Source organism: Glutamicibacter sp. HZAU (assembly GCF_004100365.1).
GTDB classification, from domain to species: Bacteria; Actinomycetota; Actinomycetes; order Actinomycetales; family Micrococcaceae; genus Glutamicibacter; species Glutamicibacter nicotianae.
Map to the genome: position 1 here is coordinate 72741 of NZ_SCKZ01000010.1, position 21328 is coordinate 94068.

The following is a 21328-nucleotide window of genomic DNA, read 5'->3' on the forward strand; positions in this document are numbered from 1 at the left end:
AATACCTCGGGCACCCCCGCCGTTGATACATGCATACGCATATAAATCGTGAAAGGCAGGATCCGTGAGCAAGTCAGTAGTCGTCATCAGCGGTGGACTGGGAACCCCATCAAGCTCCTCGCTGCTCGGTGGGCAAATCGGACAGAATATCGCCACCCAGCTGGCTGCCGCTGGTGTGCAGGCCGACGTGGCCAATATCGAACTGCGTGAGCATGCCGGTGAGATCACGAACAACATGCTCACCGGTTTCGCCGCCCCGGGCCTGCAGAAGGTCATCGACGCGGTAGTGGGCGCCGACGTGCTCGTGGCAGTGACCCCGGTCTTCACCGCCTCGGTCTCCGGCCTGTTCAAGTCCTTCCTCGATATCCTGGACCCCAAAGCGCTGAGCGGAAAGCCGGTCGTGCTCGCCGCCACCGCGGGAACCCAGCGCCACCAGCTCGCCATTGACTACGCCATGCGCCCGATCTTCTCCTACCTGCGGGCGCAGATCATGCCGACCACAGTCTTCGCGGCCTCCGAGGATTTCGGCGGGCAGGGACTGTCCGGCACGCTGGCCGATCGCGCTCGCCGGGTTGCGCGGGAAGTCGTCCTGGCACTGTCGCTGAGCGAAGGCGAACTATCCGCGGACGCGGATTTGGGCGACACCCGTTCCATCGCCCCATCGGTCAGCGAATTCGCCGATCCCGATGACGAGCTCACCTCATTGCCGTTCGAAGCGCTGCTGGCGAACCTTAAATCCGGTTCCTGAGCCGGCCTGCTTCCATCATTCTGGCCCCGTTGTCCTGCATCCATTCGGAGTGCTTGGGAGCGGGGCCAATTTTCTTCACCCATGCTTTCTTCCGCAGTGGCATCGAATTGCCGTGAAAGCGAAGCAATATGTTAGTACGATGTGCCATCAATACCGAACCTCGGTACGATCAAGAACCGTGAGCTAAGTCATTTCACCGAGATGACGGCAGCTGAACGAGGTTTGAAGAGTAGTGAAAGGTGTAGCCGTCGATGCTATCCGAGGAAACAATCACGGCCATTGCCGATGAGCTGGTCCAGGCCGGCGAGACGCGGACTCCGGTGCCGCGCCTGACCGCGCGTTACCCAGAAATGACGGTAGAGGATTCCTACCGCGTCCAGAACCTGTGGCGCCAGCGGTCCGAAGCGGCCGGCCGTGTGCTGGTAGGCCGCAAGATCGGCCTGACCTCCCGCGCCATGCAGATGGCTACCGGAATTACCGAGCCTGACTACGGGATCATTTTCGACGACATGGTCTACGATTCCGGCGCCAAGCTGAAGTGGGAAGACTTCACCGGCGCCCGCGTGGAAATGGAACTGGCCTTCAAGCTCAAGAAGGATATCGAAGGCCCGCGGGCGAATATCTTCGATGTGCTCGACGCTACCGAATACGTCATCCCGGCCCTGGAAATCCTCGATGCCCGCGTGGAGATGGAAGGCCGCACGATTGTGGACACTATCAGCGACAACGCGGCCATGGGCGCCATGGTGATCGGTGGCAACCCGGTCAAGCCCGAGAGCATCGATCTGCGCTGGGTCTCCGGCATCTTGTTCAAGAACCAGACCGTCGAGGAAACCGGCGTCGCAGCCGGTGTGCTGAACCACCCCGCCGCTGGCGTGTACTGGCTGGCCAACAAGATCGCCCCGCACGGCGACAAGCTCAAGGCCGGGGAAATCATCCTTGCCGGTTCCTTCACCCGCCCCATGTGGGTCAACGCCGGGGACACCGTCTTTGCCGACTACGGACCGTTGGGAACTGTGACATGCCATTTCGAGTAGAGCCGGATCCGTCGCTGAAGGACGCGCTCAAGGACGCCGACCACTCGCTGGCCGGCATCTGGGTGTGCTCGGCCTCCCCGCTGGTCGCCGAGATCTGCGCAGGCGCAGGCTTCGATTGGCTGTTCATCGACGGCGAGCATTCGCCCAACGACCTGCAGAACATCCTGGCCCAGCTGCAAGCGGTGCGAAGCTACCCGGTAGTGCCGGTGGTCCGCCCTGCGGTCAACGACCCGGTGACCATCAAGCAGTTCCTGGACCTGGGCGTGCAGTCGCTGATCATCCCGATGGTCAACGACGCCGAGCAGGCCGCGGCTGCCGTTGCCGCCTGCCAGTACCCGCCCAAGGGCGTGCGCGGCGTCGGTTCCGCGCTGGCCCGCTCGGCCCGCTGGAACCGCATCCCCGACTACCTGACCCGTGCCGACGAGACCATCACCATCATGGTGCAGATCGAAGCGGATGAAGCGGTGCGCAACGTCGAGGACATCGTCGCCACCGAAGGTGTCGACGGCATCTTCATCGGCCCATCGGACCTGGCCGCCTCCATGGGAGTGATCGGCCAGCAGAGCCACCCGGACGTGGTCGCCGCGGTGCTCAAGTCGATCAACGCGGCCAAGGCGGCGGGCAAGTATGCCGGGGTGAACGCCTTCGACCAGAAGAGCGCCCGCGAATACATGGCTGCCGGCGCGGACTTTGTCGGCGTGGGCGCCGATGTGGCGTTGCTGGCACGCTCCACCGAGGCGCTGGCTGCAAGCTTCTCCTCCGAAGCGCAGGGCGCCACACCGGACAGCTACTAGCCCGGGTGTTCTAGGCAACCCTTCAGCTCATCATTGCGCGTCGATCGAGGCCGGTCGGCGCCAATGGTGGCAACATTGAAGATGATGAGCCGCGAAAAGAAACCCATGAAGGCAGTGATGTTGCGCCTGCGCAACGGCTGGCCAATGCCCCTGGCGTTGCAGGGGGTCTTCGAGATACTGCAATCCGTGGTCTTTTGCCTTGCCCTGATCACGCTGCCGCTGGTCGCCGTCTATTTCAGCGGGGGCTTTCTGGAAGACTCCTTCGAGGCGATCCTGCAGTTCGGCGGCCTCACCTGGCTGCTCGTCCACGGCGTGCCGGTGGAGATCCTGAATCTCGGTCCCGAAGCGGACCCCAGCTCTATGACCGGATGGCTCACGCTGATCCCCCTGGGGCTGTCGCTGGTGCCCTTCCTGTTCTGCCTGCGTGCCGGGCGGCGCATCGCCCGCGCATCCTACACCGACCAGCTCTGGCAGGGGCTGGCCGGAGCCTTCCTAGCCTACGGGGCCATCGGCACCGGCATCGGTTTCCTTGCCAATAATTCCTATGCGCGGGTCAATATCCTTGCCGCCGCCTTCATCCCGCTGATCATCGCCCTGCTGGGCCTGATTATCGGCGCGCGCCGAGAAGCCGGCTCCTGGGCCCGCCTGTTCGGTGTTGACACGGCCGCCTATATCCAGCGGATCTCGCCGCATCGCCGCTGGGCCGGATCCTATGTCTGGCATGTGATCGTCGCCGGATTCCTCGGCTATGTGGCCGCCGTGGGAATCTCCGGGTTGCTGCTGACCATCAACCTCGGTGTGCACTGGACCGATGTCGCCAACGTGTCCCAGGAGCTGCGCCCGGGACCGATCGGCTCGGCAGCGCTGACCCTGGTGCAGCTGTCCTTCATCCCGAATGCGGTGTTCTGGGTCTTGTCGTGGATCAGCGGCGGCGGGTTCAGCATCGGCACCGGCAGCACCCTGTCCACCCTGGAAACCACGGTGGGCCCGCTGCCGTCGATTCCAATGCTCGCGTCCCTGCCCTCCGGGGACATGGCGCACCAATGGCTGTTCCTGCTGATCCCGGTGGCCGCAGGCATCGTGGCCGGCTGGTACTTCCTGCGCGTGGGCGAGAACCACCTCGAAGACTGGTTTGCCCGCAGGATTCCCTTCAATGCCTTGTCGCTGGGGGCCTCGACCGCATGCTTGGCGGTCTTCACCGGGGTCGTGACCGGGCTGCTGAGCCTTGCCGGTTCCTGGCTCTCCTCCGGTTCCCTGGCCATCGGCCGGCTGGTCGAGATCGGCCCGAACATGTGGGCCACCGCCGGCGCCCTGGCACTGCAAATCGGCTTGGGCACCGCCATCGGCTACCTGATTGCCCCGCTCTTCGAAACCGACCCGGTGCTCGAAGGCTAGGTCAGGCTGGCCAGCACCAGCGGGTCGCCCTCGGGGCGGTTGATGGTGATCTGTCCCAGCGTCGCGGCGGTTGATTCTTCCATCACCAGCAGCACGGAATCGTTTTCGGTGACTACCTGGATATCCTCGGCGGCAAGCTCAGGGTGCGAGGCGCGCATTTCGGAGACGGCGTTCTGAACCGTCTCGCCGCTGATGCCGGCAGGCATCAGGTAGGTGACGATTTCCAGGCTGTTCTCGCCGCCGTTGACCTTAAGCGGAACCCCGTTCTCCACCACGTAATCCATCGTCGGGCAGGTGGTCCCGGCGATCTCGTAGTCGCCGTCCTCTTCCACCGGCTCGGGAATGGCCACCATGCACAGTTGGCCTTCGTTGCCGACCGCGACATAATGCCGGCCGAAGTCCGAGGTGGCCAGCAGGTGGCGGGTTTGCGGGTCGTAGGATTCGGTATCCTCGAAGCCCTCGGGAAGCTTGTCGTCATCGTCCTGCGTTTGCGCCAGCAACGGCAGGTATTCCTCGGCCGAAGGGACCGGAACATCGCTTGGTTCGCTCTGGGGAGTCCCGGCCGAACATGCCGTCAGGGTGAGCAGCCCGGTGATTGCCAGTGCAGAAACTTTTCCGAAATATGCCTTTGGCATGGACGCCTGGCTCCTTACGTAGACCTGGTTTCGCGCATACGCCAAGAAGTCTAGCCAAAGGCCACAACCCATTCCATTGTCCTGCTGGGTCCGTGTCGGGCACAGTTAGCTGATTTCCACACCCAGATCCCACAGGTGATGCACGTGATCATGCCAGGCATACTGGTTCAGCGTTTCCACGGTAAACGCGGCGCCGTTCGAGCGCAGACCGCGGCGGGAATACTGCACCGGGTCCATGCCCTCCAGCTTGGCGGCGTAGCCCGCGGCATTCTTCCGCAGCAGCTCGGCGACCTCGCTGGATGGCAATGCGTTGTAGTTGCCATCATCTGCTGCCTGGTCCTGGTCCCAGTTGGGGAACTCCGGTTCATCGCGTTCCAGCATCAGGGTGAAGCGCCCGGTCATCACCTCAAGCATTTCGGCGACGTGCACCACGTACTCCTGATCGCTCCAGCGCGCAGGGTTGGTGCGGGTGGCCGCATCGGGACGTGCGAGCACCGAGATGTAGCGCTCCACGTGTCCGGGCAGCTGCTCAATGGAATCGCCCGGCGAGATGCCGCGCACGTCGTAGCCGCACTGCTCGCACACCGTATCCAGGACTACTGTCCAGTCCTTGCCGTCGGGAACTATCTGGCTCATCAAGACCTCCACATCGAACTGCGCTGTTAAGGCCAGTCTATGGCCGGTACAGCACGCGGGCATCGAATATGGCGGCAGCAGAGGAAACGCAGTGCAACATTGCGTCCGGGTTCAAGCGGGGCAAGAAGCGAACCGTAGAATTGAACCCATGCGCATTGTGGTTTTGGTTTCAGGTACCGGTTCTAATCTCCAGGCAGTCATCGATGCCGTCGCCAGCGGCGAACTGGAGAACGTCGAGATCGCTGCCGTCGGCGCAGACAAGCACGGCACCTACGGGGTGGAACGCTCGGCTGCCGCCGGCATCGAGACCTTCGTGGTGAACTTCAAGGACTATGCGGACCGCGGTGACTGGAACCATGCGCTGACCGAAAAGTGCCTGTCCTACGCCCCGGACTATGTGGTGTCCTCCGGATTCATGCGCATCGTCGGCGAAGAGTTCATCAATGCCTTCGACGGCACCTACATCAACACCCACCCGGCCCTGCTGCCGTCCTTCCCGGGCGCCCACGGCGTGCGCGACGCCCTGGCCTACGGTGTGAAGGTCACCGGCTGCACCGTGCACATTGCGGATGCCGGGGTGGACACCGGTCCGATCCTGCGCCAGGAAGCCGTGGCCATCGAGGATACCGACACCGAAGAATCCCTGCACGAGCGCATCAAGGTGGTTGAGCGCCGCCTGCTCATCGCCACCCTGGCGGATCTGGCCCAAGGAAACTAGCCGGCGGCCCACCACGTAAAATTGGTGGGGAGATGAATGAATTGACACCGTTGCCCGGGCAGGCAACCGAAACCGAACTGTTCACCGACGAGGAACTGGCGACCGCGCTGAAGGTGCTCTCCGTGGTGCACACGCTGGACTCCGCGGATGAACGGCATATCGCCGTGCGCCGCGCGACCAGCAACATGTTCAAGGCTGCCAAGCGCTACCGCAAGTCGCAGAAGCGCGCCGAGATCAGCTCCGCTGACCGCGCGCTGATCGAGCGGACCGCCACCGGCTCGCCGCAGCGGCTGGACGACGAGACCCTGGGCCTGGATCTGAGCACCCCGACCCGAGGGCAGAGTGCCGGGGAATTCCGCAAGCCGCGCGGCTGCTACATCTGCAAGCAGCGCTACACCACGGTGGATGCCTTCCACCACTATCTCTGCCCTGACTGCGCCGCTGCCGGGCGCGAACGCCGCGATGCCCGCGCCGACCTGTCCGGCAAGCGCGCGCTGCTCACCGGCGGCCGGGCGAAGATCGGCATGCATATCGCCCTGCGCCTGCTGCGCGATGGTGCCCACACCACCATTACCACGCGCTTCCCCAAGGACGCTGCCCGGCGCTTCGCCGCATTGGAGGACAGCGCGGACTGGATGCACCGGCTGCGCATCGTGGGCATCGACCTGCGCGACCCGGCCCAGGTGATCTCGCTGGCTGACCGCATTGCGGCCGAGGGCCCGCTGGACATCCTGATCAACAATGCCGCGCAGACCGTGCGCCGCACCGCGAACTCCTACCAGCACCTGATCGAATCAGAGCTGCAGCCGCTGGCCGGTGAATTGGCCTCCGGGCAGGGCGGACCTCAGCTGTGGGGCGAGGCGAACCCGCCGGCCGAACACCCGCGGGCGCTGGCCAGCGCCTTCCGGCTGGAGGATTCCGCGCTGCTGGCCCCGAGCACGCTGGGCGGGTACGACGCGCAGCAGCTCGCGGACCTGGCGATGACCGCCGGTTCCGCCTCCCTGGAGCGCATTGCCGCGGGCACCGCCATCGATGCCGGGGGACTGGTGCCGGATGTGGTCACGGAGAATTCCTGGACCCAGATCCTCGGGGATGTGGATGCCCTGGAAATGCTGGAAGTGCAGCTGTGCAATGTCACCGCGCCCTTCCTGCTGGCCTCCCGGCTGCGCCCCGCGCTGGCCGCCTCCGAGGCACGGCGCAAGTACATCGTGAACGTCTCGGCCATGGAAGGCCAGTTCTCCCGCCGCTACAAGGGTGCCGGGCACCCGCACACCAACATGGCCAAGGCCTCGCTGAACATGCTCACCCGCACCAGCGCCGAGGAAATGCTCGCCACCGACCGGATCCTGATGACCGCGGTGGACACCGGGTGGATCACTGACGAGCGCCCGCACGATTCCAAGGTGCGCATGGTCGCCGAAGGCTGGCACGCCCCGCTGGATCTGATCGACGGCGCCGCCCGCGTCTACCAGCCCATCGTTGACGGCGAGCGCGGCATCGACCTGTACGGCTGCTTCCTCAAGGACTACCAGCCCTCGCCGTGGTAGGAAGCCGCGCGTGCTGCGCCGGGGCTAGGACGCACCCTGTCGGCCCAGCGGCACCTCGGCGAGCACCGCCGAGCCGGCATCGCGCAGCTGGATCACCGAAATGTCGTTCAGCATCACCGGCACGGCGCCGGTCATCTGCGTCGTGCCCGTGGCGGTGGTCAGCCAGGCTCCAACCTGCTCGGCGCTTCCCGCCGCATCCAGCACGCACAGCGAAAGCGGGTCCGGCGCTGACTTGGGTGTTGCCTCCACCGGTTTGGGAGATGTTGTGGTGGATTCGCAGGGCATGACCCTGTACTACTTCACCAAGGATGAGAAGAGAACGTCGAGCCACGCGTGCACCGGCGATTGCCTGGCCAAGTGGCCGATCGCCACGACCACGAGCGATGAACCGGTCCTGGAGGGCGTCACCGGCGAAGTCGGCACCATAGAAAGCCCCGATGGCGAAAAGCATCTGACGCTCAACGGCATGCCCCTGTACACCTTCGCCAAGGATGCCAAGCCCGGGGATACTGCCGGGCAAGGCGTTGACGGGGTCTGGTTCGCGGTGGCTCCCGACGGGACAATGATTCAATAGGCAATGATCCAATAATCCCTGGCAATCATCGTCGGGAAACGGACCGGGTCGGCACGCGAAGCAGCGTGCCGGCCCGGCCTGTGGATCCTGCGGCTACTTGGCCACGGCGAAGCGCAGGGTGCGTACCTCGAACGCGCCCAGCTTCAGTGGTACTGCACCATCGGCCAGTTCGATGCGCTGCCCGTCCAGTTCGTCTTCCAGCAGGCTCACAGTGGATGCGTGGGCGATCTGCGCGTTGACCTTGAGGCTGCCGCTGGCACGGCGTCCTAAAGATTCATAGACGCGCACCACCAGATCGCCGGAGCGGTCAGCCGCCAGCTTCACGCTGGAGACCACCAATCCCTCGCCGGAGACCGTAACCAGCGGGTCCACGCCTTGCGCGCCGTCGATGACGCGCTCTTCGCTGTTCAGCAACGCGCCGGCCGCCGTTGCAGTGGCCACGTCCGCGCCGATCACCAAGCCGTAGCGGTGCGTCTGCACGCCCTGGTCGGTTTCCGGGTCGGGGAAGCGCGGGGCACGCAGCAGCGAAAGCCGCATGGTCGTGGTGACCTCCGCGTCCTTGGCATCACGGGTGACATCGAAACCGTAGATGGAATCATTGACCAGCGCCGCGCCGAAGCCGGGCTCCTCGGCCAGCACGAAGCGGTGCATGGAAGTTTCGAACTTCGCCGCTTCCCAGCTGGTATTCACGTGGGTCACGCGCTTGTGGTAGCCGAACTGCGTCTCGGCAATTGCGTGCTCCGCACGGATATCCAGCGGGAAGGAGACCTTCAGGAACTTCTCGGCCTCATGCCAATCGGTGCTCTGCGAGATCTGCAGGGTCCGCGAGCCGGGAGCCAGCGACAGTTCCTGCACCAGCGTGGACTGCGAGAAGCTGCGGGCAATCGTGACGACCTGGCTGCCGTCCTCGCGCGAGGACAGCTCAAGGCTGTCGAGCTCGCGCAAGTCGGTGACCTGGTTGCGGTAGTACTTGTCCACGTCCCAGGCATCCCACATGTTCGGGAAGTCCTGGTGCAATTGCAGCACGTTCGCTTCCTGGCCTGTGGCGATCGCTTCGCGGCCGGTGGCCAGATCCACGGCGGAGGTCAGCAAACCCTGGGCATTGATGGCCACACGGACCAGCGAGTTCTCCAGGACATAGCCGCCGTCAACAGCGGTTGCCCTGACCGGGGACGCGGCAGCAGGCCGCACCGGCTTGGCCTGGCCGAAGGCCAGAGCGTTGCGGGTGAACGCGGCGCCGTTGAACGCAATCGGGGTGGAACCTTCGCCGGCCAGCTGCTGCTGGGCGGTGCGGATCAGCGACTCGGCCTGCTCGATGACCTGCGCATAGCGGGCCACGACCTCGCGATGCACCCAGGCAATCGAGGTGCCCGGCAGGATGTCGTGGAACTGGTGCAGCAGCACCGTCTCCCACAGCTCATCGAGCTGCTCATACGGGTACTCGGCTCCGGTGCAGAGCGCAGCAGTGGTGGCCCACAGCTCGGCCTCGACGAGCAGCTGCTCGGTGCGTCGGTTGCCCTGCTTGGTCTGGTGCTGGCTGGTCAGCGTGGCGCGGTGCAGCTCCAGGTAGAGCTCGCCCACCCACACCGGCGGGTTGGGCAGTTCGGCCTTGGCCCGGTCGAAGAAGTCGTTGGGGTGTTCCCAGGCCACCTTCGCGCTGCCTTCCAGGTTGGCCAGGCGCTTGGCCTTGCCGGTCATTTCGCGGGTGGTGCCGCCGCCGCCATCGCCCCAGCCTACCGGCGCGATGGAATTGTTCGTGACCCGCGCTTCGCGGAACTGGCGCGATGCCTTGGCCACTTCCTCGCCGGAAAGCTGCGAGTTGTAGGTGTCCATCGACGGGAAGTGGCTGAACATGCGCGAGCCGTCGATGCCTTCCCAATCGAAGGTGTGGTGCGGGAACTTGTTCTGCTGGTTCCAGGAGATCTTCTGGGTGAAGAACCATTCGAAGCCGGCACGGCGCATCAGCTGCGGCAGGGCGGGGGAGTAGCCGAAGGAGTCCGGCAGCCAGACGCCCTTCGAGGTGATGCCGAATTCCTTGCGGAAGAAATTCTGGCCGTAGAGGAACTGGCGGACCAGTGATTCGCCCGAGGGCATCACGGTGTCGGATTCCACCCACATGCCGCCCAGCGGCAGGAAGCGCCCGTCGGCTACCGCCTGCTTGACCCGTTCCCAGACTTCCGGGCGGTGGGTCTTGAGCCACTTGTACTGCTGGGCGCTGGACATGCCGTAGAGGAATTCTTCCTTGTCGCCCAGCAGCTCCACCATCGAGGAGCAGGTGCGCGAGACCTTGCGGATGGTTTCGCGCAGCGGCCACAGCCAGGCCGAGTCGATGTGCGAGTGGCCGATGGCCGAAATCTGGTGGGCGCTGTGCTCCGCCGGGGCGGCCAGGACCTCGGCCAGCTCATCGCGGGCGGCCTGCGCGGTCTGCGCGATGCGCTGCAGATCCAGCACGTCCAGGGCGTTGTCCATGGCCTGCAGGATCTGCATCTTGCGCGGCGTTTGCCCAAGCTGCTCCTGCAAATCCAGCAGCACTTCCAGATCCAGGGAGAGCTCATGCACCACGGGCTCGAAGACCGCCAGGTCCATCCGGCGGGTGGTGTACAGGCGGCGCGAGGAGGAGGTGAGGATATCGCCCTGCTCGGTGGGCAGGAACGGGTGGTAGTCGAGCAGCACCGGGTTGGAGGCGGCTTCCAGATACAGGTCGATGACCTCATCGCCTTCGGCGCCGGCGGTGATTGGCACCCACTGGTTGCGCGGGTTGATCGCCTTGATGGTGATGCCATCCGGGCGGTACACCAGTCCCTCGCATTGGAAGCCGGTCATGTTGACGTCAAAGCCCAGATCAATCACCGCTTCGACGCGGCGTCCGGCCCACTGCGCCGGTACCCGGCCCTGCAGATGGAACCAGGTGGTGCCCCACGCCGCGCCCCAGGGCGTGCCGACTGTCGTTGGCTGGTAGTCCAGCGCCAGGCCCTCGGCCGGGGTGACCGGCTCGCCGGGCAGCTCATGCCATGACAGATCCAGCGGCAGGGTTTCCGAATATATCGCTGGAAGGATACGCTCGGTCAGAACGCGGCGGACGCGTCCGATGGTCAGGGAAATGTCGTCGTGCATCAGGGCCTTCCGTTTGTGCGCTCCGCAGAAAAAGAGCTCCCTAGCCAGACTACCGAAATATCAGGTGCTGAGCTGGTCCAACTCGCGTTCGCCAGAAGGCGGCAGGGCTCAGGCTGCGTCGTCCTCGCCGCCGGTGACATCCTTATCGAGGACGTCCCGGACGAAATCGCCGCCCAGCGGTTCCGTATCCCAGCGGACCAGGCTCCACTGTCCGCCGATCCCCAGCTCCAGCAGGGAACCGCCAGTGTTCTCGATGACCAGCTGCGATGCCTTCCCGGGTGCCATCTTGGTGGCCCAGGCGCTGAAGACACGGATCGCCGCGCCATGGCTGAAGACCGCGGCCGTGCCTGAGTAGTCCTGCGCCTGCGCGATGGATTCCAGGGCCTGGCTGAAGCGTTCAATGAAGTCGTGGCCGTTGGGCCCGCCGGGCATCTTCTGCTCCCAATCGCCGTGCATCCAGGAGCGCAGGCACATGACATAGGCGGATCGCGATGCCTCATCTGCCAGCATTTCCAGCTCGCCCGCCGAGATTTCTTCGAGGCCGTCAATGACGTGCACCGGTTCTGCGAGGGATTCGCTCAGCGGCTGGGCTGTGAGCTGCGTGCGGTTCAGCGTCGAGGCGTAGATCGACTGCAGCTGCCCGTTACTGAATACCTGCGGCAGGGCGCGAGCCTGGCGATGGCCAGCGGGGTGAGGCTGGCGCCGGGAAAAGCGGTATCGAGCTTCCCGGCAACATGCGATGGGGTTTGCCCATGCCTGATGAGTTGAAAACGCATATCCTCTGCTTCCTTGGCCTAGCGGTCCTGGATCCCAGGGATAGCACGGTTTCGGGCAAATCCGGAATGGCTTCTCGCGCGGAAGAAGCATTTCTATCTGGAATGATGATTTCCGCTTCGTTTCAGCACTGCCCGTCCGCTATCGTGAATTCGACAGGTGGCAAGCCGCGACCTGGAAGTTCCCCCAGATCGGAATCCGCTCATGCGTTCAGATGCTCTTCGGCGACGTGAGAACATCCTTCGAGTTGCTCGTGAATTATTTGCCGAACACGGCGCCCAGATTGCAATGGAAACCATTGCAGAGGCCAGCGGTGTCGGCATCGGCACACTCTATCGAAACTTCGCTGATCGGCTGGCGCTGGTTGAAGAAGTCACCCTCGTCATGCTGGAGGATATCCGCGGCGCGTCGCAGCAGGCGATCGAGCGGCTTGGCGCCAATGACGCAGAGGGCTGGGATGTCCTGCTGGGCACGCTGATCGAGCAGAACCTCGGGGCGCTGAGCGAAGCATTGGGGTTGCAGCTGCCCAAGAAGGTCAGCCCGCGCATCCTCGAAGCCCAAACCGAGGCCGCCAAGACCTTGAACTCCGCCTTGGAACTGGCCAAGAACGCCCAGCTGCTGCGCACCGACATCTCAGGGCTGGAACTGATTGCCACCGTCGGGTCCATGACCCGTCCGCTGCCTCGGGCCTTCAGCGACTCCCAGCCCGGCCTGGAAGGGCGCATCGTGCAGATCATGCGTGACGGCTTGCGCCCGCAACCTGCGCAGAACTAGAAAATGCCGGCACCCATGGTGCCGACATTCGCTATTGGGGGAGAGATTCAGTCCAGCCGCAGTCCGCGGGTTTCCGGGGCGAAGCGTGCCATGAACAGGATGGCCAGCAGCACCAGCGCGGTCGCGCCGGCAAACAGCCAGCCCAGCCCCACCACGGGCCATAGCGCCGCGAAAATCAGCGGGCCGAAGCCGGCGGCAAAGCGCGACATGGTCGAGGCCCAGCCGAAGCCGCTGGCCCGCAGCTCGGTGGGGTACAGCTCCGAAACGTAGGCATACAGTACCGGAATGGCGACCTGGACAATGACGCCGAAGACCAGCACCCAGCCAATCGCGGCCGCCGGGACGTCGAGGTTCTGCGCGACGATGACCAGCACGAGGCCGGAGAGCGGGGCGGAGATCGCCAGCAGCCATTTGCGGCCGACCCGCTCCACCAGCAGGGCAGCCAGCACGACGCCTGCCAGGCCCATCAGTGCCATCACCGCGGTGGCGAAGAAGGAGGCGGACTGGGCCATTCCTGCTTCGGTGAGGATCGACGGCAACCAGGTCAATGCCAGGTAGTAGACGAGCAGAATGGTCATGAACAGCAGCCAGCTGGTGGCGGTGATCTTCCATGAATACCGCCACAGCGAGGCCACCTGCTGCCACCAGCGCGGAGCCTTTTCCAGTTCCACCGGCTCGATCACGTAGTCGCGCTTGGTTGCCCCGGTGCGTTCCACCAGCTGGTCGATGACCGCACGGGCTTCCGCATCCCGGCCCTTGGCCGCCAGGAACAGCGGGGACTCGGGCATGGAGCGGCGCACCAGATACACCATGAACGCCGGCAGGATCATGACTGCCAGGATCAGCCGCCAATTATCCGCGGTGGCCATCACCCATCCGGAGACGAAGAAGGAGAGCGCCGCGCCCACCGGCCACCAGCCATCCATGGCGGTGAGCACGCGTCCGCGCAGCTTCGCCGGCGTGAATTCGCCAACCAGCGCATAATCCACCGGGATGCAGCCACCCAGGCCGACACCGGCCAGGAAGCGGAAGGCGACGAAGAAGGCGAAGCTCGGCGACAGCGCGCCGAGGACGGTGAACAGCGAGAACATCAGCAGCGTCAGGCTGAACGCGTTCTTGCGCCCGTACCTGTCGGCGATCCCGCCCCAGAGGAACGCGCCCACGGCCATCCCCACCAGGTTGGAGGTGCCCAGCAGGGCAGCGGTGGGACGATCCAGTCCCCATTCCTCGGCGACCAGTGGAATCAGCGCGCCGTTGAGGGTGACGTCCCAGGCATCGAACATGAAGCCGAGGCCGCCGATAATGAAAATGGTGCCCTGCACCTTCCATTTGAATGGCAGCTCTTGCACGATGGCCGTGCCAGAGGGCGGGGGTGCGGAAGACACAGTGGTGCACCTTTCGGTGTGCGAGCGGAATTGGTGTGTACCGCGTGAAGCATAGCCGAAAACCGGAGTGCAGGTGTAGCTCTCTACGCTTCTTCTCGCGCCGCGTCAAGGCCTGTTGCAAGCGACGGCAAGGGAGTAATCTTCGGACATGGGAGTAGATTGGACCGCTCTCGAAGAGGCTATCCGGGTGACTGCCCTTCGACACGCAGCGGAAGTGATAGCTGGACACCCGGACCAAGACTTCTATGCCATTGCCCTGCATGGCGTCAGCACCGAGGAAAGCGAAACCATCGCCATGCCGTTGCTGGCCCTGAACTCGGTGCAGGCACTGGAACGCGACCGCCTCACCGAATCCCGCGAGCAACTGGTGGAACGCGGCGAGGACACCGATGAGCCTGCCGAATACGAGGATCGCCCCGATGCCGAAGGCGATGGAAGCCTTGAACCTGAATCCGTCACATTGGAAGAAGATTCGCTGCTGATCTCGGATTCCGAGGACGAGGACGACGAGCCGGAAGATGGCGAGGACTCCGACGGGGAAGACCTCGATGACGTCTTGGCCTCCCTGGAAGCGGATCTGGAAGAAGACGACGCGGAGAGCTTCTACTCGGATAAGTGGGAGCCCAGCGATTGGCACTGGTCATCCATTGATTTATGCGAAGACCCGGCGGCTACCCTGTGGTCCGATGCGATGACCGGGCTGGCCGCACGCGAAGGCTGGGAACCGACCATCAAGCGCTACTACCACACGCTGGTTGCGGTGGCCCGTTCCTTGCGCGAGGAGTTGAATGAGCGGACCAAGGTTGATCTGGTGGCCTATGTCGCAGATGAGGAGCATGCTGAGAAGCTCCTGCAGCTTTGCCTGACTGACAAGCAGCTTTCCACGTATTTCCCGCAGCTTTCCGCACTATCCGAAGGGGCTTGACACGAACTGAAATTTCGGTGCCTTCGTTGGTTAGAATGTTGGCGGTGGCCTCTGCGCTGCCCGCCCCATTCATTCTCACCGCCGGGAGAAAAATTTCGTGAGTAAGACCGTGCTGGACAAAGTCGCTATCCGTCGCGCGCTGATTTCCGTCTACGACAAGACCGGCTTGGAGGAGCTGGCCGCTGGTTTGCATGCAGCAGGTGTGCAACTGGTATCCACCGGTTCCACGGCCAAGAAGATCGCCGCCGCTGGAATTCCCGTGACCGAGGTCGAGCAGGTGACCGGTTCCCCTGAAATGCTCGACGGACGCGTCAAGACCTTGCACCCGCGCATCCACGGCGGCATCCTCGCCGACCGCCGCGTCGCCGAGCATATGGACACCCTTTCCTCGATGGACATCGAGCAGATCGACCTGGTCGTGGTGAATCTGTACCCGTTCGTGCAGACCGTCGCCTCCGGCGCCTCCCAGGACGAAGTGGTCGAGCAGATCGACATCGGCGGCCCGGCCATGGTCCGCTCGGCAGCGAAGAACCACGCCGCCGTCTCCATCGTGGTTGATCCAGCGTTCTACCCGCAGGTCATCTCCGCCGCCTCCGAGGGCGGCTTCGATCTGAAGACCCGCCAGCGTCTGGCCGCCAAGGCCTACGCGCACACCGCAGCCTACGACACCGCGGTCGCTTCGTGGACCGCCAGCCAGTTCCTCGATGAGGACGGCGACGGTGTCATCGATTGGCCAGCCTATGCAGGCGTGGCCCTGCAGCGCGCCGAGGTGCTGCGCTACGGCGAGAACCCGCACCAGCAGGCAGCGCTCTACGTGGATGAGGCCGCCCCGGCCGGCATCGCCCAGGCCGACCAGCTGCATGGCAAGCCAATGAGCTACAACAACTACGTGGACGCGGACGCAGCGCTGCGCGCCGCCTTCGACTTCGAAAAGCCGGCTGTTGCCGTCATCAAGCACGCCAACCCTTGCGGTGTGGCAGTGGCCTCGGATGACGCTGCAGACCCGATTGCCGACGCGCACCGCAAGGCGCACGCTACCGACCCGGTATCCGCATTCGGCGGCGTGATTGCCGCCAACCGCACGGTCACCAAGGAAATGGCCGAAACCGTCAAGGGCATCTTCACCGAGGTAGTCATTGCCCCGGACTTCGAAGAGGAAGCAGTGCAGATCCTCTCGGCCAAGAAGAACATCCGCCTGCTGGCCCTGCCAGATGGCTACGGCCGCAACAAGAACGAGTTCCGCCAGGTCTCCGGCGGCATGCTGGTCCAGGCCGGCGACAAGATCGACGCCGAGGGCGACGACCCGGCGAACTGGACCCTGGCTGCCGGCGAGGCGGCTGACGCCTCGACCTTGACAGATCTGGAATTCGCCTGGAGCGCCGTGCGCGCCGCGAAGTCCAATGCGATCCTGCTGGCCAAGGACGGTGCCGCCGTGGGCATCGGCATGGGCCAGGTCAACCGCATCGACTCCTGCAAGCTGGCAGTGGAGCGCGCCAACACCTTGGGCGTGAAGGTCGAGTCCGGCGCGGATGCCGCCGGCGGTGCCGAAAACGCTGATGGCGCAGCTTCCGAGCAGCGCGCACAGGGCGCCGTGGCCGCTTCGGATGCGTTCTTCCCGTTCGCCGATGGCCTGCAGATCCTGATCGACGCCGGCGTCAAGGCTGTCGTGCAGCCAGGCGGCTCGGTACGCGACGAGGAAGTCATCGCGGCCGCGAACGAAGCTGGCATCACCATGTACTTCACCGGTGCACGCCACTTCTTCCACTAGGAACTAGCCACGCCTTTTCGGGCCGTGCAGCCAGCGCTTGCCGCGCTGGCTGCACGGCCCGCGGCGCTTAACGGATATCTGCACGGCTGAGGCACGGACCACCGCATCGGGAGCAGCCGGAATCGGTCTGCCTTCGCTTATTCCCAGCACCAGGCTTTGCTGCGGTTCCCTGTCGTTCTGAACAACAGAGCTCCCGTCGTTACGTTTCAGTCTGCAAGGAAACTTGCTTATACAGCTATTTTGACTACTTGTCTAACAACTCTTGTCCTGCATTATGGGACAACAGTTGTATCGAACCGACTCTCCTTGGTGATGGCATGGAATGCAGGTGGCGCGCCAGGGCGAGACTGCCTGAACTTTATCCCCGATACCGAAACCAACGGTGACTATCGATGGATCGTTCTCGGGCGACTCGGTAAAATTGAGTAGGGCAACTTTCATGGAAGGAGCCAACCTTGGCCGAGAAGTTTGATATCGAGGAACGCTGGCCGGAACTGTTTACGCAGCTCGACGCCAACCAGCGTAATGCCATTCGTCAGGCGCTAGCCTCAGCTTGGCACGAGGGATGGGTTCCCAACCGCGAGGACGTAGAGAACCTGACCGACGTGGCCCGCGGCGCGATCGACAATGCTGAGTATTTGCGTCGTGTGCGTGAGGCTGCTCGCCGTGCCTCATCGGAGTCCACTGCGGGCAAGGGCTAAATAAGAGAGTTGGGTTCCGGGGAGTTGGCCTAAGCGAATAGCTGCGGGGGACATTCTTCAGTTGATCGAGATCCGGCTCGGCCGCCATGCTCGCCAAAATACTTTCCCAATCTGCCGATAAATGTTCGACTTCAGAGAACCAAACGCGTCCTAACGCGGAAGCAACGTCAGTGCCTGAAGTCATGACCTAAAGAGCCCCGCCCTAGGTGGACGATGCCTAATATTCCAAGCGGAAGCACTGCGAAATAAAAAAATTTGTCGTTGGCGTCTAACCGCGGCAAGCTCGGGACGGCTACGAGCTATTGCGCTATTTTGTGCTGGTGAAGCGAGTTTTTTATTCTGACGTCAACCGTTGGTGCTGAATCACTAATCGCCGCAGCTGCTCTGCGTGTTGTGTCCGGCAGGTAAATTGTTCAACAACCTGTTGCCAAAGTTGTTCAACAACCTGTAAAGTCGTCTGCATCATATTGACCTTGTGACGGTTGTCACCACTATCGCATTGGAACGTCAGCATGGCACTTCCTGAGTCAACATCCCAAACCAGCAAGGCACGGCGCACAGCGCTGCTCGGTGCCATGTTCCTGATGGCCACCAGCGCCATCGGCCCGGGCTTCATCACCCAGACCACAGAGTTCACGGTCCAAATTGGCGCGGCCTTCGCCTTCGCCATTGTCGTCTCCATCCTCGTGGACATCGCCGTCCAGCTGAACGTGTGGCGCGTCATCGGCGTCTCCGGCATGCGTGCCCAGGAACTGGGCAACAAGGTCCTGCCGGGCATCGGCTGGTTCCTGGCCGCGCTGGTCTTCATCGGCGGCATGGTCTTCAACATCGGCAACATCGCCGGTACCGGCCTGGGCCTGAACGCCATGCTTGGCGTTGATGCAAAGATCGGTGGCGCCATCTCCGCGGTCGTTGCCATCTTGATTTTCCTGTCCAAGAAGGCAGGCATGGCTCTGGACCGCATCGTGGTGATGCTCGGCGCCGTGATGATCCTGCTGATGCTGTACGTGGCAATCGTGGCGGCCCCTCCGGTGGGCGACGCGATCCGCAACGTGGTGCTCCCCGAGAAGATCGACTTCCTGATCATCACCACCCTGATCGGCGGCACCGTTGGCGGCTACATCACCTACGCCGGCGCCCACCGCATGATCGATTCGGGCACCTCGGGCGTGGAACACGTCAAGGCGATCTCCAATACCTCCACCCTGGCGATTATCGTCACCGGCGTCATGCGCGTGCTGCTGTTCCTGGCGATTCTCGGCGTTGTGGCCGGTGGCGTCGCATTGACCAGTGACAACAAGGCGGCTGAGGCCTTCGGCCACGCGGCTGGCCCGATCGGCATCCGTGCCTTCGGCGTCATCCTCTGGGCTGCCGCACTGACCAGCGTGATCGGTGCCGCCTACACCTCGGTTTCCTTCATCACAAAGCGCACCACCCCGGAGCGCACCCGCAACCTGATCACCGTGGCCTTCATCGTGGTCTGCGGCATCATCTACCTGTTCCTGGGCCAGGCGCCAGCAACACTGCTGATCTTCGCCGGCGCCTTCAACGGCCTGATTCTTCCCGTGGGCTTCGCGGTACTGCTCTGGGTGGCATGGCGCCGCCGCGACCTGCTCCACGGATACAACTACCCCAAGGCCCTGCTGGCAGTCGGTGCCTTGACCTGGCTGCTCAGCGTCTACCTCGGCTGGAACTCGATTTCGGGTCTGGCAGCACTCTGGAACAGCTAGGAGAAAGGCAATCATGAAGGACTTATCGAGCCTCGGGCAGACGGAACGTGCGGCCATGGCCCCGAGCGAGGCCCGCGAGCTGTTCCGTGCCGGACAGGTGCTCCCGACCGCGGGAATCAGTGCCGGATACGCGCAGGCAAACCTGATCATCGTTCCCCAGGAGCTGGCTTTCGATGTGCTGCTCTTTGCCCAGCGCAACCCCAAGTCTTGCCCGATCCTCGGTGTCCTGGAAGCCGGGCAGACCAGCAACGAGTTGCTGGCAGGCGGAGATATCCGCACCGACGTGCCGAAGTACATGGTTTACGAAAACGGGGTCAAGGTGGCTGAACCCACCGACCTGTCCGAGTACTGGCGTGATGATCTGGTGACCTTCATTGTCGGCTGCTCGTTCACCTTCGAGAGCGCACTGATGGAAAGCGGCATTTCCATCGCGCATATCGACCAGGGTGTGAACGTGCCAATGTACAAGACCAATATCCGCTCGCAGTCGGCCGGAGCGATGTCAGGTCCGATGGTGGTCTCCATGCGCCCGATTCCTGCCTCGCAGGTGGCCGACGCGGTGCGGATTACCTCCCGCTATCCGGCCGTTCACGGGGCGCCGGTGCATATCGGGAACCCGGAAGAGCTGGGCATCAAGGATTTGGGCGCACCGGACTTCGGCGATGCAGTGCAGATCCCGGAAGGGACGATTCCGGTGTTCTGGGCCTGCGGTGTCACGCCGCAGGCGGCAGTGATGGAGTCCCGCCCGGCGTTGGCCATCGGCCATGCGCCAGGGCACATGCTCATCACCGATATCAGGGATTCCCAGTACCAGGTTCCCTAGCCCCCATAGACTGGACGCGGTGGCCTTCCCCCAAAAGGCTGCCGCGTTCACTTCTTTAACTGTTCTGCTGCTGTACCCAGGTCTGGACTTCAGCAAGCAGCTCCTGCTTGGATGCTTCATCCAGGAAGGTGGATTCAAAGGAATTGCACGCCAGCGTGGCCAGCTGCTCGGTGCTGAAATTGAAGCTTTCCATGAGCGAGGCGAAGTTGGCATCCATGTATCCGCCGAAATAGGCAGGATCATCGGAATGCACCGAAACCTTCAAGCCTTTTTCGAGCATCTGCGGCAGCGGATGGTCTGCCATAGTGTCCACTGCCCGCAATCGGATGTTGGACAGCGGGCAGACGGTCAACGGCATCTGCTCCTCGACCAGGCGCTGGACCAGCGCCGGGTCATCCAGGCAGCGGATGCCGTGGTCCACGCGCTCAACCTTCAGCAGGTCCAGCGCTTGCCAGATGTAGTCTGCCGGTCCTTCCTCGCCCGCGTGGGCTACGACGTGCAGACCGTGGGCGCGGGCGTAGTCGAAGACTTCCTGGAACAGTTCGGGCGGGAATCCCAGCTCCGAGGAATCCAGGCCGATGCCATCGATGTCGTGCTTCTCGGCGACCAGTAGCTTCATCAAGTCCATTGCTTCGGCTGCCGGGGCATGGCGCCAGAAGCAGGCGATGAGCTTGTGGGAGATTCCCCAGCGCTCCAGCCCCACATTCAGGCCGGCACGGATGCCGGCAATGACATCGCCCAGGCCCAGGCCGCGCTGGATGTGGGCCTGCGGGTCGAAGAACAGTTCCACATGGCGCACGCCCGAGTCATGGGCGCGTTGCAGGTAGGCCAGGGTAATTTCACGGAAGTCGTCGGCCGTGCGCAGCACCACCATGTTCTCGTAGAACAGGTCGAGGAATGACTGCAGATTGCTGAACTCGTACTTGGCACGCAGCTGGTCAATAGAGGCATAGGGCAGCTCGACACCGTTCTTTGTCGCCAGCTCCATGATCATTTCCGGCTCCAGCGTTCCTTCAAGATGGATGTGCAATTCGGCTACGGGCAATTTCACGGACTCAGCGACCTTCCAAGCTGGGGAGAACGTCCGAGACCGTAATGAAACGACGACGGCACGCAATGGTTTCGTTAAACCATACGTGTTTTCTCTCAGGACATCGGTAACAGTTCTGCCTCAGGACATCGGTAACACTTCAACATTTAAAGTGGTGACACTTCTCCCCGGGATTTAACGCCCCGAAGTACACAGCCCG

The 21328-nt window shown here is 63.4% G+C and carries 20 protein-coding genes; 13 read left to right on the plus strand and 7 right to left on the minus strand.

All coding sequences use genetic code 11. The annotated features are described in order from the left end of the window. The first annotated feature begins 64 nt into the window (after positions 1 to 64). The 4 genes from EKH49_RS14795 to EKH49_RS14810 all read left to right on the plus strand — a co-directional run bounded on the left by EKH49_RS14795 (position 65) and on the right by EKH49_RS14810 (position 3974). Positions 65 to 748: a CE1759 family FMN reductase gene (locus EKH49_RS14795; RefSeq protein ID WP_128471451.1), complete on the plus strand. Its 684-nt coding sequence runs from the start codon at positions 65 to 67 to the stop codon at positions 746 to 748. 251 nt (positions 749 to 999) lie between these two features. Further along, positions 1000 to 1785: a 2-oxo-hept-4-ene-1,7-dioate hydratase gene (gene hpaH / locus EKH49_RS14800; RefSeq protein ID WP_038989991.1), complete on the plus strand. Its 786-nt coding sequence runs from the start codon at positions 1000 to 1002 to the stop codon at positions 1783 to 1785. Beyond that, positions 1770 to 2579 (plus strand): aldolase/citrate lyase family protein, encoded by an 810-nt coding sequence (locus EKH49_RS14805; RefSeq protein ID WP_201739625.1) that lies wholly within the window; start codon positions 1770 to 1772, stop codon positions 2577 to 2579. Before hpaH ends, EKH49_RS14805 begins: the two co-directional genes overlap by 16 nt. Positions 2580 to 2684: 105 nt before the next feature. Further along, positions 2685 to 3974 (plus strand): cell division protein PerM, encoded by a 1290-nt coding sequence (locus EKH49_RS14810; RefSeq protein ID WP_128471452.1) that lies wholly within the window; start codon positions 2685 to 2687, stop codon positions 3972 to 3974. Here EKH49_RS14810 and EKH49_RS14815 read toward each other — a convergent pair. Together EKH49_RS14815 and EKH49_RS14820 are read right to left on the minus strand one after the other, a co-directional pair. Further along, positions 3971 to 4609, minus strand: coding sequence for a hypothetical protein (locus EKH49_RS14815; protein WP_121866231.1), 639 nt, complete (start codon positions 4607 to 4609; stop codon positions 3971 to 3973). The two genes, EKH49_RS14810 and EKH49_RS14815, sit on opposite strands and share 4 nt — an antisense overlap. 105 nt (positions 4610 to 4714) lie before the next feature. After that, entirely contained in the window at positions 4715 to 5245 is a 531-nt protein-coding gene (locus tag EKH49_RS14820) for a DinB family protein (protein ID WP_128471453.1), read from the minus strand. 148 nt (positions 5246 to 5393) lie between these two features. Between EKH49_RS14820 and purN the strand changes: the two genes are divergently transcribed. Together purN and EKH49_RS14830 are read left to right on the plus strand one after the other, a co-directional pair. Next, positions 5394 to 5963: a phosphoribosylglycinamide formyltransferase gene (gene purN / locus EKH49_RS14825; RefSeq protein ID WP_038989987.1), complete on the plus strand. Its 570-nt coding sequence runs from the start codon at positions 5394 to 5396 to the stop codon at positions 5961 to 5963. 32 nt (positions 5964 to 5995) lie between these two features. After that, positions 5996 to 7510 carry an SDR family oxidoreductase gene (locus EKH49_RS14830; RefSeq protein WP_128471454.1) on the plus strand — a complete coding sequence of 505 codons (1515 nt, stop codon included), beginning with the start codon at positions 5996 to 5998 and terminating at the stop codon, positions 7508 to 7510. Positions 7511 to 7534: 24 nt separating this feature from the next. Here EKH49_RS14830 and EKH49_RS16945 read toward each other — a convergent pair whose 3' ends face one another. Further along, on the minus strand, positions 7535 to 7759 hold the full coding sequence (locus EKH49_RS16945) for a hypothetical protein (protein ID WP_236641184.1): 225 nt from the start codon (positions 7757 to 7759) through the stop codon (positions 7535 to 7537). A gap of 16 nt (positions 7760 to 7775) precedes the next feature. Here EKH49_RS16945 and EKH49_RS14835 point away from each other — a divergent pair, with 16 nt between their 5' ends. Continuing rightward, a complete protein-coding gene (locus EKH49_RS14835) occupies positions 7776 to 8084 on the plus strand; it encodes a COG4315 family predicted lipoprotein (RefSeq protein WP_236641185.1) in 309 nt (102 codons plus the stop codon). A gap of 93 nt (positions 8085 to 8177) precedes the next feature. Here EKH49_RS14835 and EKH49_RS14840 read toward each other — a convergent pair whose 3' ends face one another. Both EKH49_RS14840 and EKH49_RS14845 read right to left on the minus strand, forming a co-directional pair. Continuing rightward, a complete protein-coding gene (locus EKH49_RS14840; protein WP_128471456.1) occupies positions 8178 to 11198 on the minus strand; it encodes an alpha-mannosidase in 3021 nt (1006 codons plus the stop codon). Between the two features lie 108 nt (positions 11199 to 11306). Further along, positions 11307 to 12065, minus strand: a complete 759-nt coding sequence (locus tag EKH49_RS14845; protein WP_128471457.1) for a histidine phosphatase family protein — start codon at positions 12063 to 12065, stop codon at positions 11307 to 11309. 111 nt (positions 12066 to 12176) lie between these two features. Here EKH49_RS14845 and EKH49_RS14850 point away from each other — a divergent pair, with 111 nt between their 5' ends. Next, entirely contained in the window at positions 12177 to 12746 is a 570-nt protein-coding gene (locus EKH49_RS14850; RefSeq protein WP_128471458.1) for a TetR/AcrR family transcriptional regulator, read from the plus strand. Positions 12747 to 12793: 47 nt separating this feature from the next. On the opposite strand, the gene EKH49_RS14855 is transcribed toward EKH49_RS14850, so the two are convergent. Next, positions 12794 to 14131 (minus strand): MFS transporter, encoded by a 1338-nt coding sequence (locus EKH49_RS14855; protein ID WP_128471459.1) that lies wholly within the window; start codon positions 14129 to 14131, stop codon positions 12794 to 12796. A 187-nt stretch (positions 14132 to 14318) separates the two neighbouring features. On the opposite strand from EKH49_RS14855, the gene EKH49_RS16610 reads away from it, so the two are divergent. From EKH49_RS16610 to EKH49_RS14880, 5 genes are all read left to right on the plus strand, one after another. Further along, complete coding sequence (locus EKH49_RS16610; protein WP_161567540.1) at positions 14319 to 15056, plus strand: hypothetical protein; 738 nt, start codon at positions 14319 to 14321, stop codon at positions 15054 to 15056. Between the two features lie 97 nt (positions 15057 to 15153). Continuing rightward, positions 15154 to 16824 carry a bifunctional phosphoribosylaminoimidazolecarboxamide formyltransferase/IMP cyclohydrolase gene (gene purH / locus EKH49_RS14865; RefSeq protein WP_128471460.1) on the plus strand — a complete coding sequence of 557 codons (1671 nt, stop codon included), beginning with the start codon at positions 15154 to 15156 and terminating at the stop codon, positions 16822 to 16824. A gap of 455 nt (positions 16825 to 17279) precedes the next feature. Continuing rightward, positions 17280 to 17525: an antitoxin VbhA family protein gene (locus EKH49_RS14870; protein ID WP_128471461.1), complete on the plus strand. Its 246-nt coding sequence runs from the start codon at positions 17280 to 17282 to the stop codon at positions 17523 to 17525. Between the two features lie 512 nt (positions 17526 to 18037). Continuing rightward, complete coding sequence (locus tag EKH49_RS14875; RefSeq protein ID WP_128471462.1) at positions 18038 to 19255, plus strand: NRAMP family divalent metal transporter; 1218 nt, start codon at positions 18038 to 18040, stop codon at positions 19253 to 19255. A 13-nt stretch (positions 19256 to 19268) separates the two neighbouring features. After that, positions 19269 to 20078 carry a putative hydro-lyase gene (locus tag EKH49_RS14880; protein ID WP_128471463.1) on the plus strand — a complete coding sequence of 270 codons (810 nt, stop codon included), beginning with the start codon at positions 19269 to 19271 and terminating at the stop codon, positions 20076 to 20078. A gap of 55 nt (positions 20079 to 20133) precedes the next feature. On the opposite strand, the gene EKH49_RS14885 is transcribed toward EKH49_RS14880, so the two are convergent. Next, positions 20134 to 21129, minus strand: coding sequence for an adenosine deaminase (locus EKH49_RS14885; protein ID WP_128471464.1), 996 nt, complete (start codon positions 21127 to 21129; stop codon positions 20134 to 20136). Between the last annotated feature and the right edge of the window lie 199 nt (positions 21130 to 21328).